The 18,939-nt window shown below is 70.0% G+C and carries 15 protein-coding genes; 9 read left to right on the forward strand and 6 right to left on the reverse strand.

What is annotated here, in order from left to right; all coding sequences use genetic code 11:
* Positions 1 to 113: 113 nt before the first annotated feature.
* Together ACFVZH_RS38270 and ACFVZH_RS38275 are read right to left on the reverse strand one after the other, a co-directional pair.
* Positions 114 to 983, reverse strand: coding sequence for a M64 family metallopeptidase (locus ACFVZH_RS38270; RefSeq protein ID WP_384904961.1), 870 nt, complete (start codon positions 981 to 983; stop codon positions 114 to 116).
* A 2-nt stretch (positions 984 to 985) separates the two neighbouring features.
* Positions 986 to 1,378 (reverse strand): hypothetical protein, encoded by a 393-nt coding sequence (locus ACFVZH_RS38275; RefSeq protein ID WP_384904963.1) that lies wholly within the window; start codon positions 1,376 to 1,378, stop codon positions 986 to 988.
* A gap of 262 nt (positions 1,379 to 1,640) precedes the next feature.
* Here ACFVZH_RS38275 and ACFVZH_RS38280 point away from each other — a divergent pair, with 262 nt between their 5' ends.
* From ACFVZH_RS38280 to ACFVZH_RS38295, 4 genes are all read left to right on the forward strand, one after another.
* Positions 1,641 to 2,096 (forward strand): carboxypeptidase regulatory-like domain-containing protein, encoded by a 456-nt coding sequence (locus ACFVZH_RS38280; RefSeq protein ID WP_384904965.1) that lies wholly within the window; start codon positions 1,641 to 1,643, stop codon positions 2,094 to 2,096.
* 97 nt (positions 2,097 to 2,193) lie between these two features.
* The gene (locus ACFVZH_RS38285) at positions 2,194 to 4,866 is read left to right on the forward strand and encodes a hypothetical protein (protein WP_384904967.1); all 2,673 of its coding nucleotides are present in this window, start codon (positions 2,194 to 2,196) and stop codon (positions 4,864 to 4,866) included.
* A 27-nt stretch (positions 4,867 to 4,893) separates the two neighbouring features.
* Complete coding sequence (locus tag ACFVZH_RS38290; protein WP_384904969.1) at positions 4,894 to 7,044, forward strand: WD40 repeat domain-containing protein; 2,151 nt, start codon at positions 4,894 to 4,896, stop codon at positions 7,042 to 7,044.
* A gap of 2 nt (positions 7,045 to 7,046) precedes the next feature.
* The gene (locus ACFVZH_RS38295) at positions 7,047 to 10,556 is read left to right on the forward strand and encodes a hypothetical protein (RefSeq protein WP_384904971.1); all 3,510 of its coding nucleotides are present in this window, start codon (positions 7,047 to 7,049) and stop codon (positions 10,554 to 10,556) included.
* Between the two features lie 655 nt (positions 10,557 to 11,211).
* Here the strand turns inward: ACFVZH_RS38295 and ACFVZH_RS38300 are convergent.
* Together ACFVZH_RS38300 and ACFVZH_RS38305 are read right to left on the reverse strand one after the other, a co-directional pair.
* On the reverse strand, positions 11,212 to 11,637 hold the full coding sequence (locus ACFVZH_RS38300; protein ID WP_384904973.1) for a hypothetical protein: 426 nt from the start codon (positions 11,635 to 11,637) through the stop codon (positions 11,212 to 11,214).
* Positions 11,638 to 12,272: 635 nt separating this feature from the next.
* On the reverse strand, positions 12,273 to 12,911 hold the full coding sequence (locus ACFVZH_RS38305) for a TetR/AcrR family transcriptional regulator (RefSeq protein ID WP_384904975.1): 639 nt from the start codon (positions 12,909 to 12,911) through the stop codon (positions 12,273 to 12,275).
* 71 nt (positions 12,912 to 12,982) lie between these two features.
* Here ACFVZH_RS38305 and ACFVZH_RS38310 point away from each other — a divergent pair, with 71 nt between their 5' ends.
* Entirely contained in the window at positions 12,983 to 14,587 is a 1,605-nt protein-coding gene (locus ACFVZH_RS38310; RefSeq protein WP_384904977.1) for an FAD-binding oxidoreductase, read from the forward strand.
* A gap of 83 nt (positions 14,588 to 14,670) precedes the next feature.
* On the opposite strand, the gene ACFVZH_RS38315 is transcribed toward ACFVZH_RS38310, so the two are convergent.
* Positions 14,671 to 15,105, reverse strand: coding sequence for a contact-dependent growth inhibition system immunity protein (locus tag ACFVZH_RS38315; protein WP_384904989.1), 435 nt, complete (start codon positions 15,103 to 15,105; stop codon positions 14,671 to 14,673).
* A 167-nt stretch (positions 15,106 to 15,272) separates the two neighbouring features.
* Between ACFVZH_RS38315 and ACFVZH_RS38320 the strand changes: the two genes are divergently transcribed.
* The 4 genes from ACFVZH_RS38320 to ACFVZH_RS38335 all read left to right on the forward strand — a co-directional run bounded on the left by ACFVZH_RS38320 (position 15,273) and on the right by ACFVZH_RS38335 (position 18,518).
* Entirely contained in the window at positions 15,273 to 15,611 is a 339-nt protein-coding gene (locus ACFVZH_RS38320) for a hypothetical protein (RefSeq protein WP_384904979.1), read from the forward strand.
* Positions 15,612 to 15,814: 203 nt separating this feature from the next.
* Positions 15,815 to 16,726: an SMP-30/gluconolactonase/LRE family protein gene (locus ACFVZH_RS38325; protein ID WP_384904981.1), complete on the forward strand. Its 912-nt coding sequence runs from the start codon at positions 15,815 to 15,817 to the stop codon at positions 16,724 to 16,726.
* Positions 16,727 to 16,995: 269 nt separating this feature from the next.
* Positions 16,996 to 17,808 (forward strand): alpha/beta fold hydrolase, encoded by an 813-nt coding sequence (locus tag ACFVZH_RS38330; RefSeq protein WP_384904983.1) that lies wholly within the window; start codon positions 16,996 to 16,998, stop codon positions 17,806 to 17,808.
* A gap of 395 nt (positions 17,809 to 18,203) precedes the next feature.
* The gene (locus ACFVZH_RS38335) at positions 18,204 to 18,518 is read left to right on the forward strand and encodes a hypothetical protein (protein WP_384904985.1); all 315 of its coding nucleotides are present in this window, start codon (positions 18,204 to 18,206) and stop codon (positions 18,516 to 18,518) included.
* Positions 18,519 to 18,617: 99 nt separating this feature from the next.
* On the opposite strand, the gene ACFVZH_RS38340 is transcribed toward ACFVZH_RS38335, so the two are convergent.
* Entirely contained in the window at positions 18,618 to 18,806 is a 189-nt protein-coding gene (locus ACFVZH_RS38340; RefSeq protein WP_384904987.1) for a hypothetical protein, read from the reverse strand.
* Positions 18,807 to 18,939: the final 133 nt, after the last annotated feature.

An 18,939-nucleotide genomic window follows, 5' to 3' on the forward strand; every position in this document is an offset into this window, starting at 1 on the left:
TCACACGATCGAGGGGCGGTCTCCGTGAGACCGCCCCCGCACGATCGAAGCCCCGCTACACTCCAGCCGCCCAGCGAAACCCGCAGGTCAGACAGCAAAATCCTGCTGGAGTATTAGGGCAAGAACGGGAAGAGCACGTCGTTGATACGTTCCTGGCACACCGCGCAGAAGGGCTCGCCAAACGCGCGCATCTTGCAGTCGTACTCGCCGCGGAAGACACCGCAGTGGTAGTGGTTGCCCCCGGTGAAGGCGCCGACGGTCCCAGGGGATACCGGGGAGAGTCCCGGTCCTTCGCACTCGCTGCAATCATCACGTGTAGAGGTGGGCATGGGTGTCGAGGGGTCGATGAGGTGGCCCCATTTGAGCGTGGAGAAAAGGGTGTTGATGGTGACGTTGGCAGCTCCGGGCTCCACCACTGGATGGTAGTCGCGCCCGGACTCCGCGCAGGTGCTGGAGTAGTCGTATTCGTCTGCCAGGCCGAAAGCCATGTGGCCGATCTCGTGGAGACCGGTCGCCATGCCCTTGGGGTGAATGCTCGTGGTGGCGACACTGCCTCCCGTGCCGCCGGGGAGAGGGCTGTTGACGATGACGAGTATGGCGTGAGACCACGGGAGTTCGGCGTACACGGTGTTCTGCGTCAGTGTGCTGTCGACGACGAGTGTGCGGCGGTCGACACCGTTGCCGCAGAATCTGGCGTCGAAATACGTGTCAGCGGTGGTGCCGGTGCCGCAGGGCGCGGGATCGTCCGCCCCTTCCTGGGTGGAGGCCACATCGAGGCGGTAGACGTTGATCGCGGAGGACGGGCCCGCGAACGGTGGCGTCGCGAGGAGGAGCGTGACGAACTCCAGCGCGTGCAAACGGAAGTTGGGGAGTTGATCTTCCGTGTAGCCCTCGGACACGATCGTCAGGTTCCAACGGTCGATGGGGGATCCGTGGTCCAGGAGAAGTTCGGAGCCGATGACCGTGCCGTCGTTCACGCCCATGTTCATTCGCTCCAGAGGTCGAATCGAGCGAGTTCGGTCGCGGCTTCCGCGTCGCTTTCCGTGTCGAGTGGGCTGCTGTAAAGGACCAGGAAGCGCGCGTTCAGGTCGCCGGGTGTGAGCAAGGCGAAGTCGCCGGCGACCGACCCTGCCGGGACCCGCGTGAACTGGCCCGTGTCGGGATCGGACACCTCGTAGTCGTAACGAATCGGAGTGCCGATCACGCGCCGGTACAGGACCTGATCGTCACCGTCTCGAGTTTCGTACCAGAACCCCGAATGCTCGCCCTCGCCGAGTTCGTCGGACGGGGGGAGCGTCATTTCGACCCGCTGTTCCGAGACCAGCCAGACGTCCTGTCCCTCGTAGTTGAGACGGAAGCGGATCGCCTCGACGGACATGGATGTCACCTCCTGTGCGCCACACCCCCTCTTTCTCCATGCTGCTCCCGGATCCGCTGCCGCGCTGCTTGGATACAGGTCAAGCGCGGACGCGTCCCTTGACCCGAAATTGACATGGTCTGCGCACGGGGCGAATCTGGAATCAGGTGCGCCTGGATGAGTCCTCAGACGTTCGCATTTCAATCAGACTTGCATGCGTCGGCCGCACCCGCCCCCGCACATCCTCGACGAGATTCCCGGCCGCGCCCGAGAGGAGACTCGCATGCACGGGCATGTGCGAACCATCACCGGGGACGAGCCGATCGTCATGATCAAGGTCAGCGTCTACCGCCCCGACCTCACGCTCATCGAACATGCTTACACCCACGACGACGGCTCGTACAGCGTCGACGTGCCCGCCGGTGAGACGGTCACCGTCCGGTTCGACACCCATCACTCGCTCAACAACGTGGACGCCTGGCAGCCGTCGCTGGTCACCGACGTGGTTGCCGACGACGCCGTCCCGCTCGACCGCCGTCTGGTCTCCGTGGGCCAGTTCGCGGACACGGCGCGCGGCATCGACGTACTCGCCGCCTTCCTCCTCGCCTCGGCGGTGGAAGGACCGGAGTACGCCGCCCACGCCACGACCCGGCTGTCCCAGATCAAACAGAACACCCTGTTCCTGCAGCAGATCCAGGCGGCCCTCGTCCAGCACTTCACGGAGCAGGCCGACGCCTGATCCGTACCCGACCCGGCCGGTGGTCACCGTGTCGAGCTTCCTCCTCGTCCGATCCTCGGACCATCTTCTTCTCGGGGTTTCGTGGTCCGGTCTGACCGTGGCCGAAACCCGCCCCGACGGGATGCCGGTCCTCAAGGCCACCGGCGGCGACGCCCGGCTCATGGTCTCCTTCCCGCCCCAACACGTGGCCGAGGAGACCTCTCTGCCCGGGCAGCCGGCCCCGCAGACCCTGTCGGCGGCCTCGGGCACCCTCGTACCCGTCTGGAACGGAATGCTGTCCGGGCCGAGTCGGATCGCCTTCGCCCTGCCGCCCGGCACGACCCTCGTGCCCACCGTGGACGGCATCCTGCAGGCCATGGGCCGGGGCCGACCGATCGCCGCGGAGACCGCCGTCGAACTTCCCTGGCGGATGGTCTTCGCCCTGCAGGACCGCCAGGGCGGCCAGGACATCACCTCCGACCACCCCGTGCTCCCCTTGACCGTCGCCGGGGTCTCGGGCCTCTGGCGCGCCCGCCTCCACTCCTTGCGGCAGGATCCGGGAACCACCGTCCAGGACGCCTCCCTCGCGCTGCACGCCGTCGACCCGGCGATCGCGAAGTCCCCGGATCCGGGGTTCTCCGTACCGCTGGGCCAGGTGGGCCGGGACCGGCTCGCCGGCAAGGCCACACCGGCGCAGCCCGTACGCGCCACCCGGCTGGAACTGAGCGCTCTGGGCGGCACCCTGACGGCCGCCGGCCGGTGGGACACCTTCCAGTGGGAGCACGACGCGGTGCTCGGCCGGGACGTCAGGGTCCGGACGGAGACGTCCGGCGTGCTCTATCCGCTGGGCCACCGGGCTCGGTACGTGGAGTTCAGCGAGCGCGTCTTCGACCCGACGGCCGGCCATGCGGCCGTACTCCGCAGTGTGTTCGTCCTCACCGTCACCGAACCCGTCCGGCGACCGCCGCCGGACGGACCGGTGGCCCGCGCCTTCCCGTTCGGGGACGTCGAGATCACCGACCTCGTGTACGTGGGCCTCGTCGGCGCCGGCTGGCAGAGCTTCACAGACCCGGCCACCGGCCAGACGCACCTCGGCGTCTTCTTCAAGCCCACGTTCGCCGACGGCGGCCGTCCGGTCGAATTCCCCGTACGCTGCGCGGCTCCCAAGGGCGACATCCGGTTCGCCATGCCGCTGCTCTTCGTCGCCGACGTCGCCAAACCAGGCTTCACCTCCCTCACCCACCCCGCCCTGGCACAGCACCTCGGGAACGTCTTCAGCCCGCAGTCCCTACGGCTCCCCGGCATCCCGATCGACCTGGTCCGGTCGACGGCACCCCGCGACAGCGACGTCCACGAAGTCCAGGGCATCACCGTCGGGGGCACACTGGACGCCACCGGATACCGACCGGTCCTCACCGGTCTCGACGTACGGCTGCCGGCGCTGCGGACACTGCTGGGCAAGGACGAACCGCGCCGGGTCGAGTTCACCCCCCAGTACCTGAGCCAGGGCGCCTCGCACGACCTGGTGCTGAAGCTGGACCCCCCGGTCGACATCGACTTCGTCGGCCGGAGCGACCGTTCGGGCGGTCTGGTGGCCCCGCGGTTCACGACGGACGCGGTATCCCGCGACCTCGGCCCCGTGAACTCCGCGGCGCGGCCCGCCCCGGGAACGGACAAGATCGATCCGGCGCGGCTGTTCCCCCCGGAGGCCAACCTGCTGGGCTTCCGGCTGATCGACCTCGTCACCGACCTCAAGAAGCCGCCGACCGTCACCTCCGTGCTCGTGCCGGGCCGCCCGCCGGCCGCGAAGATGGCGTGGAACGACGTACACCTCAAGGCGAGCGGCGCGTTCCGTCCGACCGGCGTGAGCACGCTCGACCTGACCGTGACGGCATCGGCCGACGGGACCGACACCCACTGCGAGGTCACCGACTTCGCCCTCGTGCTGCCGAGGCCGTCCGCTCCGCTGCTGAAGGTGCAGTTCGCCGCCATGACCTTCACCCAGAAGAGCGGCTCGCCGCCCTCGATCGCGCTGGACGGCGTCGAGGTGGAGTTCCTCGGCGCGCTGCAACTCCTCCAGGAACTGGCCGAGGCCGTCGACCTGTCCGACCTCGCGCCGCAGATCGAGGTGAACCCGGACGGGCTCGTGTCGAGCTACTCGCTGCCGCTGCCTTCGGTCACCGCCGGCGCGTTCATCATGACCAACCTGGAGGTGAGCACCGAGATCGCCGTCCCGTTCGACGGGCAGCCGGTGTCCGTCGCCTTCGGCTTCGCGAGCCGGGACAACCCGTTCACCCTTGCCGTTCTGATGTTCGGCGGCGGCGGATACCTGGAGATGGAACTCGACCACCGCGGACTACGGCGCCTTGAGGCCGCGCTGGAGTTCGGAGCGATGCTCGCCGTCGACTTCGTGGTGGCCCGCGGAGAGGTCCACGCCTTCGGCGGGATCCGGTTCGAGCTGGCCGACGGCGAGTTCACGCTCACCGGCTACCTGCGGATCGGCGGGTGCGTCGAAGTCCTGGGCCTGATCTCGGTGTCGGTCGAGCTGTGCATTTCGCTGGCCTATCAGTCGGCGACCAAAGCCCTGGTGGGCCGGGCCACCTTGACGATCGAGGTCGACTTCACGCTGTGTTCGGCCAGCGTCGAACTCGACAGCGGCACTTGGGTGCTGGCGGGTGGCGGGAGCGCCGACCCCGCTCCGCCCGCGCCCCTCGCTCCGCCCGCGCCGCCCGCCGCCGACGAAGGGCTGGCGCGCTGGCGGGCCTACCAGGCGGCCTTCGCACCGGTGTGACCGGAATGCTGTGACAGGAGTGCAGGCATGAGCGAGATCGGTGAGGTGCTGGCGAAGGTGGAGCTGGGCTTCGTTCCGTCCGAGATCGCCTGGGGCGGCGACGGGCTGAGCCTGGTCGCGTTCGGGGCGGCCGGCATGGTCGGCCCCTACAACACCCAGGCAGTGTCCGTCCTGAACACTGAATCGGGTGAGATCCGCTGGTCGATGGAGGCCCTGGACACGACGTCCGCCGTGATCAGCCCGGACGGGCAGCTCGTGGCCGGGGCCGGTGGGGACGGGAGGGTGGAGCCCATCCAGGAGTTCGTCGAGTTCCTCGACTGCAGCGACGTCCCGCCTTGGGACCGCGAGGAATGCAAGCGGTTCAACGAAGAGGAAGCCGGCCTCCACACCGTCGGCTGGACCCCGCCGCCGCGCCGGATCTGGGTACGGGCAGTGGATTCCATGATCGTGCGATGGACCCGGGACGACCCGGCCAAAGACGTACAGCGCCTGGTCCACAGCCCCGACGGCAAGCTGCTGGCGGGCTCGGGCAACGGCCTCCTGGTGCTCGACGCGCTTGACGGCAGTCTCAGGACCGGGTTCCCGACCGTCGTCTCGCAGCTGCCCGCCGCGTTTACCCGCGACTCCCAGCGCGTGGCGGCGGCCGACTCGGCCCGCATGGTGCTGGTCGACGTGACCGCGGGGTCCATGCGCTGGATGACAGGGCTGCCCGCCGCCGTCACGGCGTTCGCCTTCACCGCCGACGAGACGGCACTGGTCGTCACGACGGAACGCGAGGTGTTCACCCTCAGGGCGGAGGACGGGGTCATCCTCGAAACGGTCGCTCTCCAGGATCCGCTGCCGGGCACAGCGGTGACGATCCTCGGCAAGGGCGGCCGGCGGATGCTCCGAGTCGATCCCCAGACGATGGTCCTCTGGGACCTGTCCGACGGCGGGCGGCGCTTCTCGATCCCGGTCACCGCCCCCGCCCGGGCCCGGTTCAATCCGGTCCTCCCGGAGATCGCGATCGCGGATGCCGGCGGCGTGAAGGTCGTGAACACCCTTCTCGGCACCACCGTGTGGGAGGAGGCGACGGGCGCGCTGAGCCTCGCGTTCTCACGCGACGGGCAACGGCTCGCGCTCGGCGGGCTGGGCTCCCAGAAGCTCTACATCCGCAGCATGGCCCCGACGAGCGTGTCGAGCCTGGCCTTCGAGGGCCCGGTGAAGCAGATCGCCCTCACCTCGGCCTCCGCGCCGCTGGCCGTCGCGGCCGGTGAAGACCCCGAAGCCAAGGCATCGCTGTTCCGCGCCGACACGGGCGAGCTGGTCCTGGAGAAGAAGCTTCCCGGGCAGATCAGCTCCCTGGAGTTCAGTCCGGACGGCCACCATTTCGTCACCGGCAACGCGGACGGCGGTGTCCGGCTGTTCCGCACCGACACGGGCGAGCGGCGGTGGATCGTCACGCACACCGCGCCGGTGGAAGCAGTCGCCTTCCTCCTCTCCGGCGGAAACGGCGACGTGCTCACGGCCTCCCGCGACAAGACGGCACGGCGACTCGCCCTCGACGACGGGGAGGAGGTCTGGAGGTTCAAGCACCCGCAGCCGGTGACTCGGGTGACCGCGAGTGCCGACGGCCGGTTCGTCGCGACCGCCTGCTCGGACCGCTCGACCCGGATCCTGGCACCGGACACGGGTGTTGAGCTCGTCGCCTTTCCCCACGACGGCAAGCTCAGGGCGATCGCCTTCGACCCACAGGGCTCGGTCCTGGCCACCGGCGGGGACGACGGCGTGGTGCTCATCATCGCGACCGCCACCCGCAAGGAGATCGGGCGCTCCCAGCACACCAGCGATGTCACCGCCGTCGCCTTCAGCCGGGACGGGAAGCTCCTGGCGACCGCCGGCAAGGACAAGGCCGTTCACCTGTGGAACGTCGCGGTGGACCCGCCGCAGAAGATCCGGACCCTGACCTTGCCGCAGACGATCACCCGGCTTCTGTTCCACCCGACCGACCCGCAGCTGGCGCTCGTCAACGACGAACCGAAACCGACGGTGGTCATCGTCGACACAGCCGACGACACCGAGCTCGCCCGGCTGGTCCACCCGGCCACCGTCAACGACCTGGCCTTCAGCCCCGACGGGAAGCTGCTCGCCACGGCCTGCGCCGACGGTCTGGCCCGCGTCTACCCGGGACGGCGGTAGCGATGAGCACGTTGGTCTGGGCTGCGGTGCCCGCCGGACTGACCGGGGGCCCGCAGCCGGCGGCCCGGATCCGCGTCCTCGTCGTGCCCCGGCTGGCCGCGGGCGCCCTCTCCGACTTCGGTCTCCAGGACTGGCCGTCCCTGCTTGCCGACGCCACGTTCGACCTGGAGGTCCGGACCGCCGAGGGCGTCCGCGAGGCGGAACACGCCCCGCGGTACGACCCGGTCGCGAACAGCGACGCCTGGCACGCCTTCTTCGACGGCGACGCCGGGGCGGTCGACGACTGGACACCGACGGAGCAGCCCGCTCCGCGCGTCGCGACGACGTATGCCGACGCCCGTGCCGTCGTGATGTCGTACCGGGAGTGCACGAGCATCCTGACCCGCGAGCCGGCCGACGGCGAGGACGGCGAGGACGCCGTGCGCCGGCGGATCGAGCAGTGGAAGACCCCCCTGCCGCCGTCCGCGGACTCCGAACCGCCCCTCCCGCCGCTGCCGCCCGCCCTCGACTTCCACCGGACCGTGGCAACCCTGCGCGAGCACCCTGCGGTCCTCGAAGCCCTCGGGCTCGTGTTCGAGCTGCGCGCCGACCGGGCCGACCTGGACATCGGCACCGGCCCGCGGTTCCTGCGCATCCGCGGCACGGACCTGCCGATCGACATCAGCTCGCCCTGGACCAAGTACGACCTCACCGGTACGGGCTTCTGGCCGGCGCCCGCCAACGGCTCCAGCGGCATCCGCCACGGACTTCTCGACCTGTCCGGCGTCGGCCTCCTCGACTGGACGGAAGGCGCCACCCCACCCTGGGCCCTCAGCCTGATCGACGTCGACGGAGCCGTACACGCCCTACGCGCCGAGGCCAGGGCCCTGGACACCGACGACAGTCGCCGGCCCGCGCTGCCGGACCTGCGCACGGGCGGGCTCATGCTCATCCGCCCGGACCGACAGTCCGACTTCACCGCCCGCGCCGGAGTCGCCGCGGGTCGGCTCGGGGCCGGCCTGCACGGCGCCGAACTCACCGCCGAGGACCTGGTGCTCGGCTACCGGGTCGACATCCGGGCCGGTGACGACGAGCAGTGGCACCCGCTGTGCACACGCCAGGCGTCCTACACCGTCGAGGACGCCGACGGCCAGGTGATCACCCTGGGCGACCCCGCGTTGCCCGAGGAAGGGCACGTCAAGCCCTACGCGGCGGTGAAGACCCCCGACGGACGGCTGCACGCGGACGAAGTGGTCGTCCGCTGGGACGGCTGGAGCCTGGCGGTGCCGTTCGTGAACCTGCTCGGCGGCGCCCCCCTGCCGGAGCCCGACCCGGCGACCGCACCACCGTACGTGTTCCGCTGGGCCTTCAGCCCCGTCGACGGCGCCCTGCCCCGCCTGCGCTTCGTCATCAGGTACGCGATGCGGATACGGATCGCCGATCTCACCGGCGGCGGCCCGAGCCTCGATGAACTGACCGGCCCCACGGCCGCCACCGACACGGTCAAGTACGCCCGCAACGACCCCATCAGGCCACCCCGGCTCAGCCACGAAGGCACCTTCGGCGCCGGCGCGGCCCTGGACCGCCTGGTCGTCCGCAGCGACCTCGGCATGAACGCCGCCCAGTTCAGCGCGGCCCACCCCCAGTACCCGCCGGTCGAACGGCGCACCCTGCACAGGCCCACCGTCAGCTTCGCCCTCGCGGAGCAGCACGGGGTGTTCGACCCCCGGGAAGGGAACCCGGACGACGCCGGCCCCGCGTTCACCGAGCGAACCTGGCAACTGGCCCTGCGCGCACTGCGCGCCGAAGCCGCCGACGACCCCGACGACGCCCTCCCGGACCCGGCGACCAGCGGCGTCAGCGCCCATGTCCCCGCCGCCCCGGGCGGGCTGACAGACACGATCACCGACCGGTCCGCCTGGGACAACGGACCCTCGGCGGCCCCCAAGCGGATCACCCTCTCCGAGCAGTCGACCCCCACTCCACCCATCGCCCTCCGCTGGGTGAACGGCGACCTGGACCTGAAACTCGCCAAAGCCGAGGAAGCGGTCCTCGAACTCTCCTCCACCGTCACCGACGGCTTCCTCGACCACTTCTCCGTGAAGCAGTGGCTGGACCGACCTGTCAGCGCCTCCGGCGTACCTCTGCCCGACAGCGAGTGGGAGGTCACCGTCCTCAACGGCCGGCATCCGGTGCTCTGTCCCGTCCGGCGGATCCACCTGGTGCACGCCGTCCGACGCCCCCTGGCGGAACCCCGCTGGCAGACCCCGCCACCGGTCACACGCGGCGAGCGCGAGACCTTCGCCGTCCTGCGGCCCGTCTTCCTGCCCACTGGTCTGAACACCGACAGCACCGGCCGCCTGGAGATCTCCGCCGCCTGGCGGGAATGGACGAACGACGGCGACCGCGACGCCGGCATCGCGCACGTCTACGCGCAGACCGTCGCACGCGGTGACCCACCCGCCCCGGTCATCCGCCACGAATTCGGCGACACCAAACACCGAAAGGTCACCTACACCCTCAAGGCGATCAGCCGCTTCCGCGCGTACTTCGACGAAGACGACCCGGACGACGCCTTCCAACTGAGCCGCCCCCAGGACCCCCTCACCATCCCCTCCAGCGCCTCCCCGCCGGACCTGATGCTTCTGTCGACCACACCCTCCTTCCGCTGGGACACCCAGACGACCCCCTCGCGAATCGAGCGCGTCCGCGCCTCCCACCGACTGCGCGTGGAGCTCGCCGGCCCGTGGTACGCGACCGGAGAAGGAGAACGAGTCGCCGTCCTGTCCGCCGCACCCGGCGCGGCCCCCGCCATCCAGGTGACCCGCGTCGGCCGCGACCCACTCTTCGCGTCCGAGCCCCTCCCTCCCCTCGCCACCAAGGAATGGTTCACAGGATTCAGCGAACCCCCCGCCACCTCCGCCGACCTGGGCACGTCCGTACTTCTGGTCCCTTACGCCGTCACCCGCGACGGCGACCGCTGGTACGCGGACATCGAGATCACCCCACCCACAGCGACCCCCTCGTACGCCCCGTTCGTCCGGCTCGCCCTGGCCCGCTTCCAGCGCAACAGCCTGCCCGGCATGTCGCTCTCCCGAGTCGTGGTGGCGGACCCGGTCCGTCTCCTCCCCGACCGCCGACTGATCATCGAGCGCACCGGTCCCGACCTACGCATCTCGCTGCTGGGAACCACCCCCCGGCCGCCCAACCGCCTCGAGGCCATCCTGGAAGAGGCCCACGGCCCGGCCGGCACCATCCCGAGCACCACAGACCTCATCGACCTCGGTTCCCCGACCCCGGCCACGGCCGCCGTACCAGCCTGGCGCCCACTGCCCGCCAGGCTGACGACCGACAGCCCGGAAACCCCGTCGGTCCTCCGCATTCCCCCCGGCACCGCCCCGCTGCGCCTCCGCGTCCGCGAGGTAGAACGGATCCCCACCCTCCCGCCCTCCTCGGCCGCCCCCGCCGAACTCCAGGACCGAACGCTCTTCCTCGACGTCGTCCCCCTCCCTCCAAGCTGGCGGCCGGGCTGACCTCACTCCCCGGACGGGCCACCACCAGCCGTCGTGGCCTGCAGCCGTCAGCTGCGGAACCGTAGGGTCGGCCCGAACGCCGAAAGGCCACCACCGAGAGAACCGGGCGAATCATCCTCGCCATCAAGCTGGTTGCCGGGGTGTTCGCAGCTGTGCCACCGCCAACGCCAACGAGGGCGCCGACGAGGGCGCAGCGGCCGTCCGTGCGACACCCTCCGCCCGGACGATTCCCTTCGACCTCTACACACATTGCGGAATCAACGAGGCCCGCATCGGCTCGACATACTTCGAAGCGGAGCCCCCGCTCTCCGACGCCTCGGGAAATCCACCCGAAGGATGGGACAACCCGACCCAGCGCGGCACGAAACTTCCCGGACCGAGGTATCCAGGCGATCGACCGCATCACAGAGATCGCCCGGACAGGTCCTGGTTCCGGCCCGCGGGTCACCCGCTGACGCCGCCCCCCCGCCAGGGCCCGTTCGCCGTCGATGAGGCGTACGTCGACGTCAGCTACACCGGCACGCCCGAGCGCGAGTTCGTCCTGCTCACATGGCAGGGGCACCGACGACAGGCGGTCGGAGACGCTATGCCCGGTTTCTGAACGACTTCCTCGCCAGCGGCGAGCTCCTGCGCCGCCTACGGCTGGACCGCTACGTCATCTATGGTCAGGCTGCTCCGGTCCGGCCTCGTCAGGGCGATCGACCGGGTCCTGCGGCTTGCGCTTCAGTTTCGACTTGAGGTCGTTGAACCTGGTCTTGACGTGCGGCGTGGCGTTCAAAGCCACGATCCCCACCGTGGCGCTGACTGCTACGCCCACCGCGATGCCCACCTTGATGCCCATCGCGACGCCTGCCTTGACGCCCTCGGCTGTCGCCGCGGCCGTGGCTGCGGCGAGCTCGTCGTCGGCCGGGTAGAGCACGGAATGTGTGACGAGCACGTTGTCGTCATCCCGTACGAGAGCGCTACTCCCACCAGGAGTGCTCGACTGCGAGAGATGCGTCCCGGCTGGACGCACAACCAACATCAGCTCCCGGATCATCTCGACCAGGTCAACAGAGTCATCAGAGTCATCAGAGGCCACGGGACAACTGTAGAGACCATCACCAGTGCCCCGACGGAAATCGCACCGATACGTCCGGCTGCCCGCTCCTACACACCGGGGGGTGGGCCGTCCGCGTTGCGCCCCGTGCTGTCGTGCTGTCGTGCTGCCGTACCTTACCCGCACCACCAGTGTCCACGTGGATCTGCCCAGCGGCATCGTGACCCTCACTCCGACTGGGGCGACGGGTACTTCCACCCCACCCCCAGGCGCCCGCAGCCACCATCCATCCCCGCTGCGCCTGACACCTTCCCGCCCGGCACGGGGGAGCGGGGCAAGCTCACCACGCTCTGTCCTGCCTGTACGGGAGCCTGCTTCATCTCGGCCCCGCCCTGAACGAACCCGGCCCCGCGACTGCCCTGGACCAGAGGTCCCCGTTCCTGTCGTTCGCGGTCGGGACCCGGCTGGCCGGGGGCGGCCTCCGGACGGCTCGACGTCCTCGCCACCACCGTTGTCGTCGGAGGGGTAGGTACGTGCCGTGGCCGTCATCGGCGGCCTCACCTGGCCGACGCGCTACCTGAGCCGGAGCTCCCGACGCCGCGAGCGGTGGGCCTTGACGAGTACGCCAGCGCGAGGGTCGCCACCTGCGACAGCAGGAGGGCGGGCGTCCGTCCGGCTCACGTGCTGTCGTCACCGGCGTTGAGGATGGTGTGGGCGGCCTCGGTGAGCCGGACGCAGCGCCGGGTCATGGCCTCGGGCGACTGGTCGGGGTGGTTGATCCACCAGCGGACCAGAGCGGTGCACAGGCCGCGCCACGCGTGTTTGAGGGCGTCGGCGTCCAGCGGGTCGGTGGTGCCGGCTGTGTGCAGGAGTTCGGCGGTGCCGGTCGCGGCGAGGTCGTCGATGGCGTCGCGGTAGTGCGCGGCGCGCTGGGCGGCGTCGCTGCCGGGCGGGAGTGTGGGGTCGTAGAGGACGAACCATGCCTCGCGCCGGCCGTCGAGTGCGGTGAAGAGGGCGGTGAGGACGCGCAGGGGTGTGGGCGGCGCGTCGGTGTCGTGTGCGGCCATGGCGGCGCGGATGGCGTCCAGCAGCTGGTCGCCGACCGGGTCGAGGCAGGCGAGGTAGAGGTCCTGCTTGCCGCCGAAGTACTGATGCAGCAGTGGCTTGGTGACGCCGACGCGTACGGCGATGGCGGCCACGGTGGTGGCCTCGTAGCCGTGGCGGCCGAACTCCTCGGTGGCCGCGGCCAGGATCTGTCGTTCGCGATCGGCTCTCGGCACGCCCTTGGTGCCGGCTTTGGAGGAGGGCGTTGTCATGGAACCAGATCTTACCCTAAGGTAATTTACCAATGGGTAAGTTAAATCGGACCCCCACTGGGAGCACCCTCATGCCTGCGATCCCGTCCGCGCCCCGCTCCGCCCGCACCCGCTCCTGGTGGGGCTGGGGCTATGTCGACGCCCACCCCGACGACGCCGAATGCGCCGCCATGGGGGCCCTTCTGCCGGGCACCCTGGCCCGCCCGCTGCCGATACCCCGCATCGCCGACCTGCCCATCGGCCGACCCGCCATGACACCCCCGCCCTCCCTGGCGCACCTGGTCACCGATGACCCGCGGGTACGCGCCGCCCACGCCATGGGCAAGGCGTACCGCGACGTCATCCGGGCCCTTCGCGCCCGTCCCGGCAGGATCCCCGACCTCGTCGCCCACCCGACCGACGACCGGGGCGTGGCCGACCTGCTGGACTGGGCCGGCGAGCACGGCGTGGCCGTCATCCCGTTCGGCGGCGGCTCCTCGGTGGTCGGCGGCGTGGAGTACCGCGGCGACGCCCACCGCGCCGTGCTGTCACTCGACCTGACCTCGATGGACCGCGTCCTGGAGATCGACACCGTCAGCCGCTCGGCTCGGATCCAGGCAGGGGCCATGGGCCCGGTACTGGAGGAGCAGCTGCGGCCCCACGGCCTGACCCTGCGCCACTTCCCGCAGAGCTTCGAGTTCTCCACCCTCGGCGGCTGGCTCGCCACCCGGGCCGGCGGCCACTACGCCACCGGCCACACCCACATCGACGACTTCGTGCAATCCCTGCGCGTCATCACGCCCGCCGCAGCCGGCACGTCCTGGCGTCTGCCCGCCTCCGGCGCCGGCCCCTCGCCCGACAGGCTCTTCCTCGGATCCGAGGGCGCGCTCGGCGTCATCACCGAGGCATGGATGCGCCTGCAGGAACGCCCCCGCCACAAAGCCTCCGCCTCTGTTGCCTTCACCGACTTCCACCGCGCGCTTGACGCCGTGCGCGCCATCGCCCAGTCCGACCTCGCCCCGGCCAACTGCCGCCTGCTCGACGCGGGCGAGGCCCTGCTCTCCAGCGCCTCCCACGACGGCTCCTCCGTCCTGCTCCTGGGCTTCGAATCCGCCACCACCCCCGTCGACGACCGCCTCGCCACCGCCGTGGACCTGGCCAGCGCCCACGGCGGCCGCGCCGACGAGCCACCGGCGGACCGCGACCCCTCGGCCGCCTCCGCCGTCAGCGCCTGGCGCACGGCGTTCCTGCGCATGCCCTATCTGCGTGACGGCCTGGCCCGCATGGGCGCCGTCGTCGAGACCTTCGAAACCGCCGCCACCTGGGACAAGATCCCCGCCCTGATCGACGCCGTCCGTACCGAGGTCGGCACCGCCGCCCTGAAGGCCACAGGCCACCCGGCCACCATCAACTGCCGCCTGACCCACGTCTACCCCGACGGAGCCGCCCCCTACTTCACCGTGGCCGTCGCCGGCCGCCCCGGCGACGAGGTCGCGGTCTGGGACGACATCAAGGCCGTCGCCGGCGAAGTCCTGCACCGCCACCGCGCCACGATCACCCACCACCACGCCGTCGGCCGCGACCACCGCACCGGCTACGACCTCCAGCGCCCGGAACCCTTCGCACTGGCACTGCGCACCGCCAAGGACGCCCTGGACCCCCACCGCATCCTGAACCCCGGCGTACTGCTCGACTGACAAGACCGGGCAGTCGAGGGGGCGGTGAGGCCCCGCTGGGATCTGGCTGTGCGGTGATCCCGTCCAAGGGTTTCGTTCACCTGTCAGCGAAGCGATTCAGGCCGGGCGACGAAGCGGGCGAGCTCCTCGGCGGCGTCGCGGGGCAGGCCGGCCACCGCTGCATCCGGCAAGGTCGTGATCACAGTACGCAACTGCGTCCCGAGGTTCGGGAACATGGCCCAGGCCGAAGCCGGGACGTTCACAGCGGCAAGCAACAGGTCACCCTCGTAGAAATAGGCGTCAAGCATCGGCTCATCAAGAAGCAAGCGCACTGCGAGCGGAAGAACGTAGGACAGTGCGACCCGCTGGGAGACGAGGGTGAGTAGATCCGCCGGACCGAGTTCGCCTAGCGCAACTCGCCGCAACTCATGCACCTTGCGCACCAAGCGGGTCGCGTCAGAGCCAGGAGGCCCCCAGCGAGGCAGGTCCAACTCATCGAGCGTGCGGTCGAGGTGCAAAAGACGGTCCACAGGGTTCATTGTTGCCGGAACAGGAAGCGAATCTCGCGGGCGGCGACGAAGCCCTACGCGTTTGGAGAGCTCGCCGGAGCCGTCGGCGCGGAAGCCTCCGCCTGCTTCCACCAGCTCCGCTCCTGCACAACCTCGGCCTGGTCACCGGCGAACACCAAGGCTGTTCCCTCGTCTACTTGCTCTACGACAACCACGTCGTTGGGCTCCTCGACGAGGCCATCTACCGCGTCGAGCACCTGCGCCTGGACTGCACGTGCACGACGTCCCGGCCCGCGCGGCCGCCCTCGGCCCCCGCCGGGAGCCGGCGAGAATCCTGGTGGCCCGGCGCTTCAGCCCTGCTTGCCGTCGTCGTCCTTGTCCAGCTCGGCAGCGTCCGGGGCGCGCGGAGGACGCATGGCGTAAGCGCGGGCGGTGCGGGCGCCGGCGCCGAGGACCGCGGCTACGTGGTTGACGCCGAGGAGATCGTCGAGGTGTTTGGTGGCGGGCAGTGTGGGGAGCGGCCTGCCGGGGAGTGAGCGGAGGCATTCACCGACGGGCGCCGCGAGTACGGGCCCCTGACGTCGGTGTCCAGGACATTGGAGTGGCCCGAGGCAGGGCGGGCGGCGTGGTTACCGCATCGACCGACGCCGCTTTCTATCGTCGGCGCAGGTACGGCAGTGGGCCGGCCGCTCAGACCCGATGGGGAGTCATGGCACGTACGACAGCCAGGTCCAAAACGGTGACGATCGAGCCCGTAAAGGGGTCTGCCAGGCGCCGATGGGCCCGTCGGCTCGCCGCCGCCGTGAGCCTCGTGGCGCTGGGCACGCTACCTACGGCGACGGCGGGCGCGACCCCGTCGGCGGACGACCGGCCCTCCGCGCACACGCCCCTGTACGTGTCCGACTACGGAAACAACCGGATCGTCGCCATCCCCACGAAGGACGGCGATCAGGTGCCCGTGCCCTTCGAGGGTCTCGTACGGCCGACGGGCATGGTCTGGGACGCGGCGGGCCGCCTCTACGTGTCGGACACCGGCAACAACCGCGTGGTGGTGATGGCGACGCACGGGGGCGGGCAATCCACCGTCCCCACCGACGGCCTCTCCCGCCCCCTGGGACTCGCCCTCGACCACGCCGGGAATCTCTACGTCGCAGACAGCTTCAACGACCGGGTCGTGAAGGTGTCCGTGTCGAGCGGTACACAGACGACCGTACCGACCACGGGGCTGCTGCACCCTTGGGGGCTGGCGCTGGACGCCGCCGGGAACCTGTACGTCTCCGACTTCGTGAACGACCGCGTCGTCAAGGTGGCAGGAGACGGGAGCGGCCAGTCCACGATCCCCACCGTCGGCCTCTCCCAGCCGACCGGCCTGGCACTCAGCACCGAGGGGGACCTCTACATCGCCGACAGCGGCAACAACCGCGTGGTGAGGATCGCGCCGGGCGGCGGCCAGACCACCGTTCCTACCACCGGTCTCAGCGACCCGCTCGGCCTCGCGCTCGACGACTGCGGCGGGCTCTATATCGCCGACGGCTTCAACAACCGTGTGGTCCGCGTCCAGGAGACGGGCGGCGGCCAGACCACCCTCCCGGCCACCGGCCTCAACACGCCGACGGGCCTCGCCTTCCCGCCGATGGGCACCCGCCCGTGAAACACGCCCGATCCGGCGCCTGGGGCCGCGCGCGGGAGTGAGCCCGGCGCAGTAGCGCGGCGGCATGTACGCCGGTCGTGGAAGGTGAACGACCGGCTGGTTCGTGCCGGCGGGGTGGGGTGGTGCGCGAGGCCGTGGAGGCGTTCCGATCCGAAACACCTTCCCGCTGCGGTTGGTTGGCGCGTACTGTGCCCGGGTTCATGTGATCGTTTAATCAGGGGGATTGAATGGCTACTCATGGCATAGCGCCAGGCATCACGCTGGGATCGGTGCACTCCGCCGACGGCACCACCATCGGCTACCGCAGCGTCGGATCCGGTCCGGGACTCTTGGTGGTCCCCGGAGCGTTCGCTCTCGCGGCCGACTTCGACGCGTTCGCCGAGGCATTGGCGGACCGCTTCACAGTGCACGTCATCGAGCGGCGAGGGCGCGGTACGAGCGGCCGACAGGGTGACGCGTACAGCGCGGGGGCCGAGTGCGCGGACATCGAGGCCGTCCGTGCGGTCACCGGCGCGCGGTTCGTGTTCGGCCACAGCTTCGGAGGCTTCCTGACCCTGGAGGCCGCACTGGCCGGCTCCGCCTTCGAGCGCATAGCCGTCTACGAGCCCGGCGTGTCCATCGACGGCTCCATCCCCATCGACTGGGCCGACCGGTGCCGCAGTCAGCTCGATGCCGGGAAGCCGGCCGAGGCTTTCCTGACGTTCGTCCAGGGCGTCAACCCCGAGACCAGCGGCAAGGCACCGCGCTGGCTGCTGAGGCTGATCCTCCCCCTCGCCCTCAAGAAGCCCGAGCGGCTGCAGAAGCACGCCCTGCTGCCCGCCGCGATACTCGAACACGCCCAAATCACCGCCCGGGACAACACCTTCCGTGAGTACGGGCAGCTCACCCAGCCCGTCCTGCTCATGGCGGGCAAGGAAGTCGAGAGCACCGGGGCCGGACGCGCTGCCCCGCGTATCCACGACATCCTGTCCGGCTCCCAACTGAAGCTCTATCCCAAGCTCGACCACTTCGGCCCCGAGACGACCCCCGCCGCCATAGCCACAGCAGTAGCCGACTTCTTCCTGGAGACCCCTGCCCATTAGTTGCTGCCAAGCCTGTCTGGTGGGCCGCCGCACACGACCCACCAGACGGGCCCTTGGAACACCCGATGCGCCGATGCCTCCGGAGCGGGCCCCTGCCCCAGTGATGGTGTCTGGTAGCAACCAGCGGGGGCCATCGCGACCGACGAACCGCACGTCCTGGGCCTTCTCTTCGCCCGACCAGTGACGACAGGAACGCGCGCCTGGACTTCGATGCCGGACCGGCCGCCGAACTCCGTCGCCTTCCCACCATCCCCTGGTCAAGCGCCGGCCGCGCTCGCGACTGCGTTGAGCGAAGTACAGCCGAAGACACATCGTGTGATTGGCGACGATAAGCGGGCGACGAACGAAAACTGTTACAGCACCCTTCGAGGCAGGATCCGGCGAAGAGGAGCCAGGTGATCACCCAGGGCGTGAAGGTCGCGACACGATGCGATGCTTGCGGCGGTGTGCTGACACACGACATGGGCCAGTTCATCGACCGCGGGATCGGTAACCCGCAGCTGACCGACGGAGTCGTCGATGGCGACTGGATCAGCGACGCGGACAGCTACTTCCGGCACCTGTCCCAGCACCGATGGGGCAGCAGTCACAGCACCGCCTGCGGCATCAATCTCGGCGAGCCCGGCCGCTACCTCAGCCACGACGCGATGACCGAGCACGCCGTCGGCAAGCCCCAGTGCTCCGCCTGCACCGAGGGGGTTCGCGTATGAGCAGCATCGACGAGATCACGGCCGAATCGGAGCAGTGGCACGACTCCCACCTTTGCGGTCCCGCTGGTACCAGCTCGGGGGCCGGGTCAAGGTGACGGCCTAGGAACTCTGGGGGTCCTGGCGACGCTGACGCCGCAGTTCGATGAGCCTTCGCGTCCCGTCGACAGCCAAGCCGAACCCGGCGATGACGGCGAAGGCCGAGTAGGGGGAAGCGAGGGCGTTGGCCAGGTCGAGGCCGAGCAGCACTGCACCCACGGCGATGGCTCCGTAGGCAGTCCACTTGTTCAAGGGTTCCTCCTGTTACTGCTTCAGACGCGCGGGGTCGGCTAGGCACTGTTTCTTGGATCATGTTCGGAGCCAGATGACGAGAGCTGCGAGGGTGACGGTGCCGAGGTAGATGTAGGCGCGTTTCTCGTAGCGG

The organism is Streptomyces sp. NPDC059534 (genome assembly GCF_042743475.1).
GTDB lineage: Bacteria > Actinomycetota > Actinomycetes > Streptomycetales > Streptomycetaceae > Streptomyces.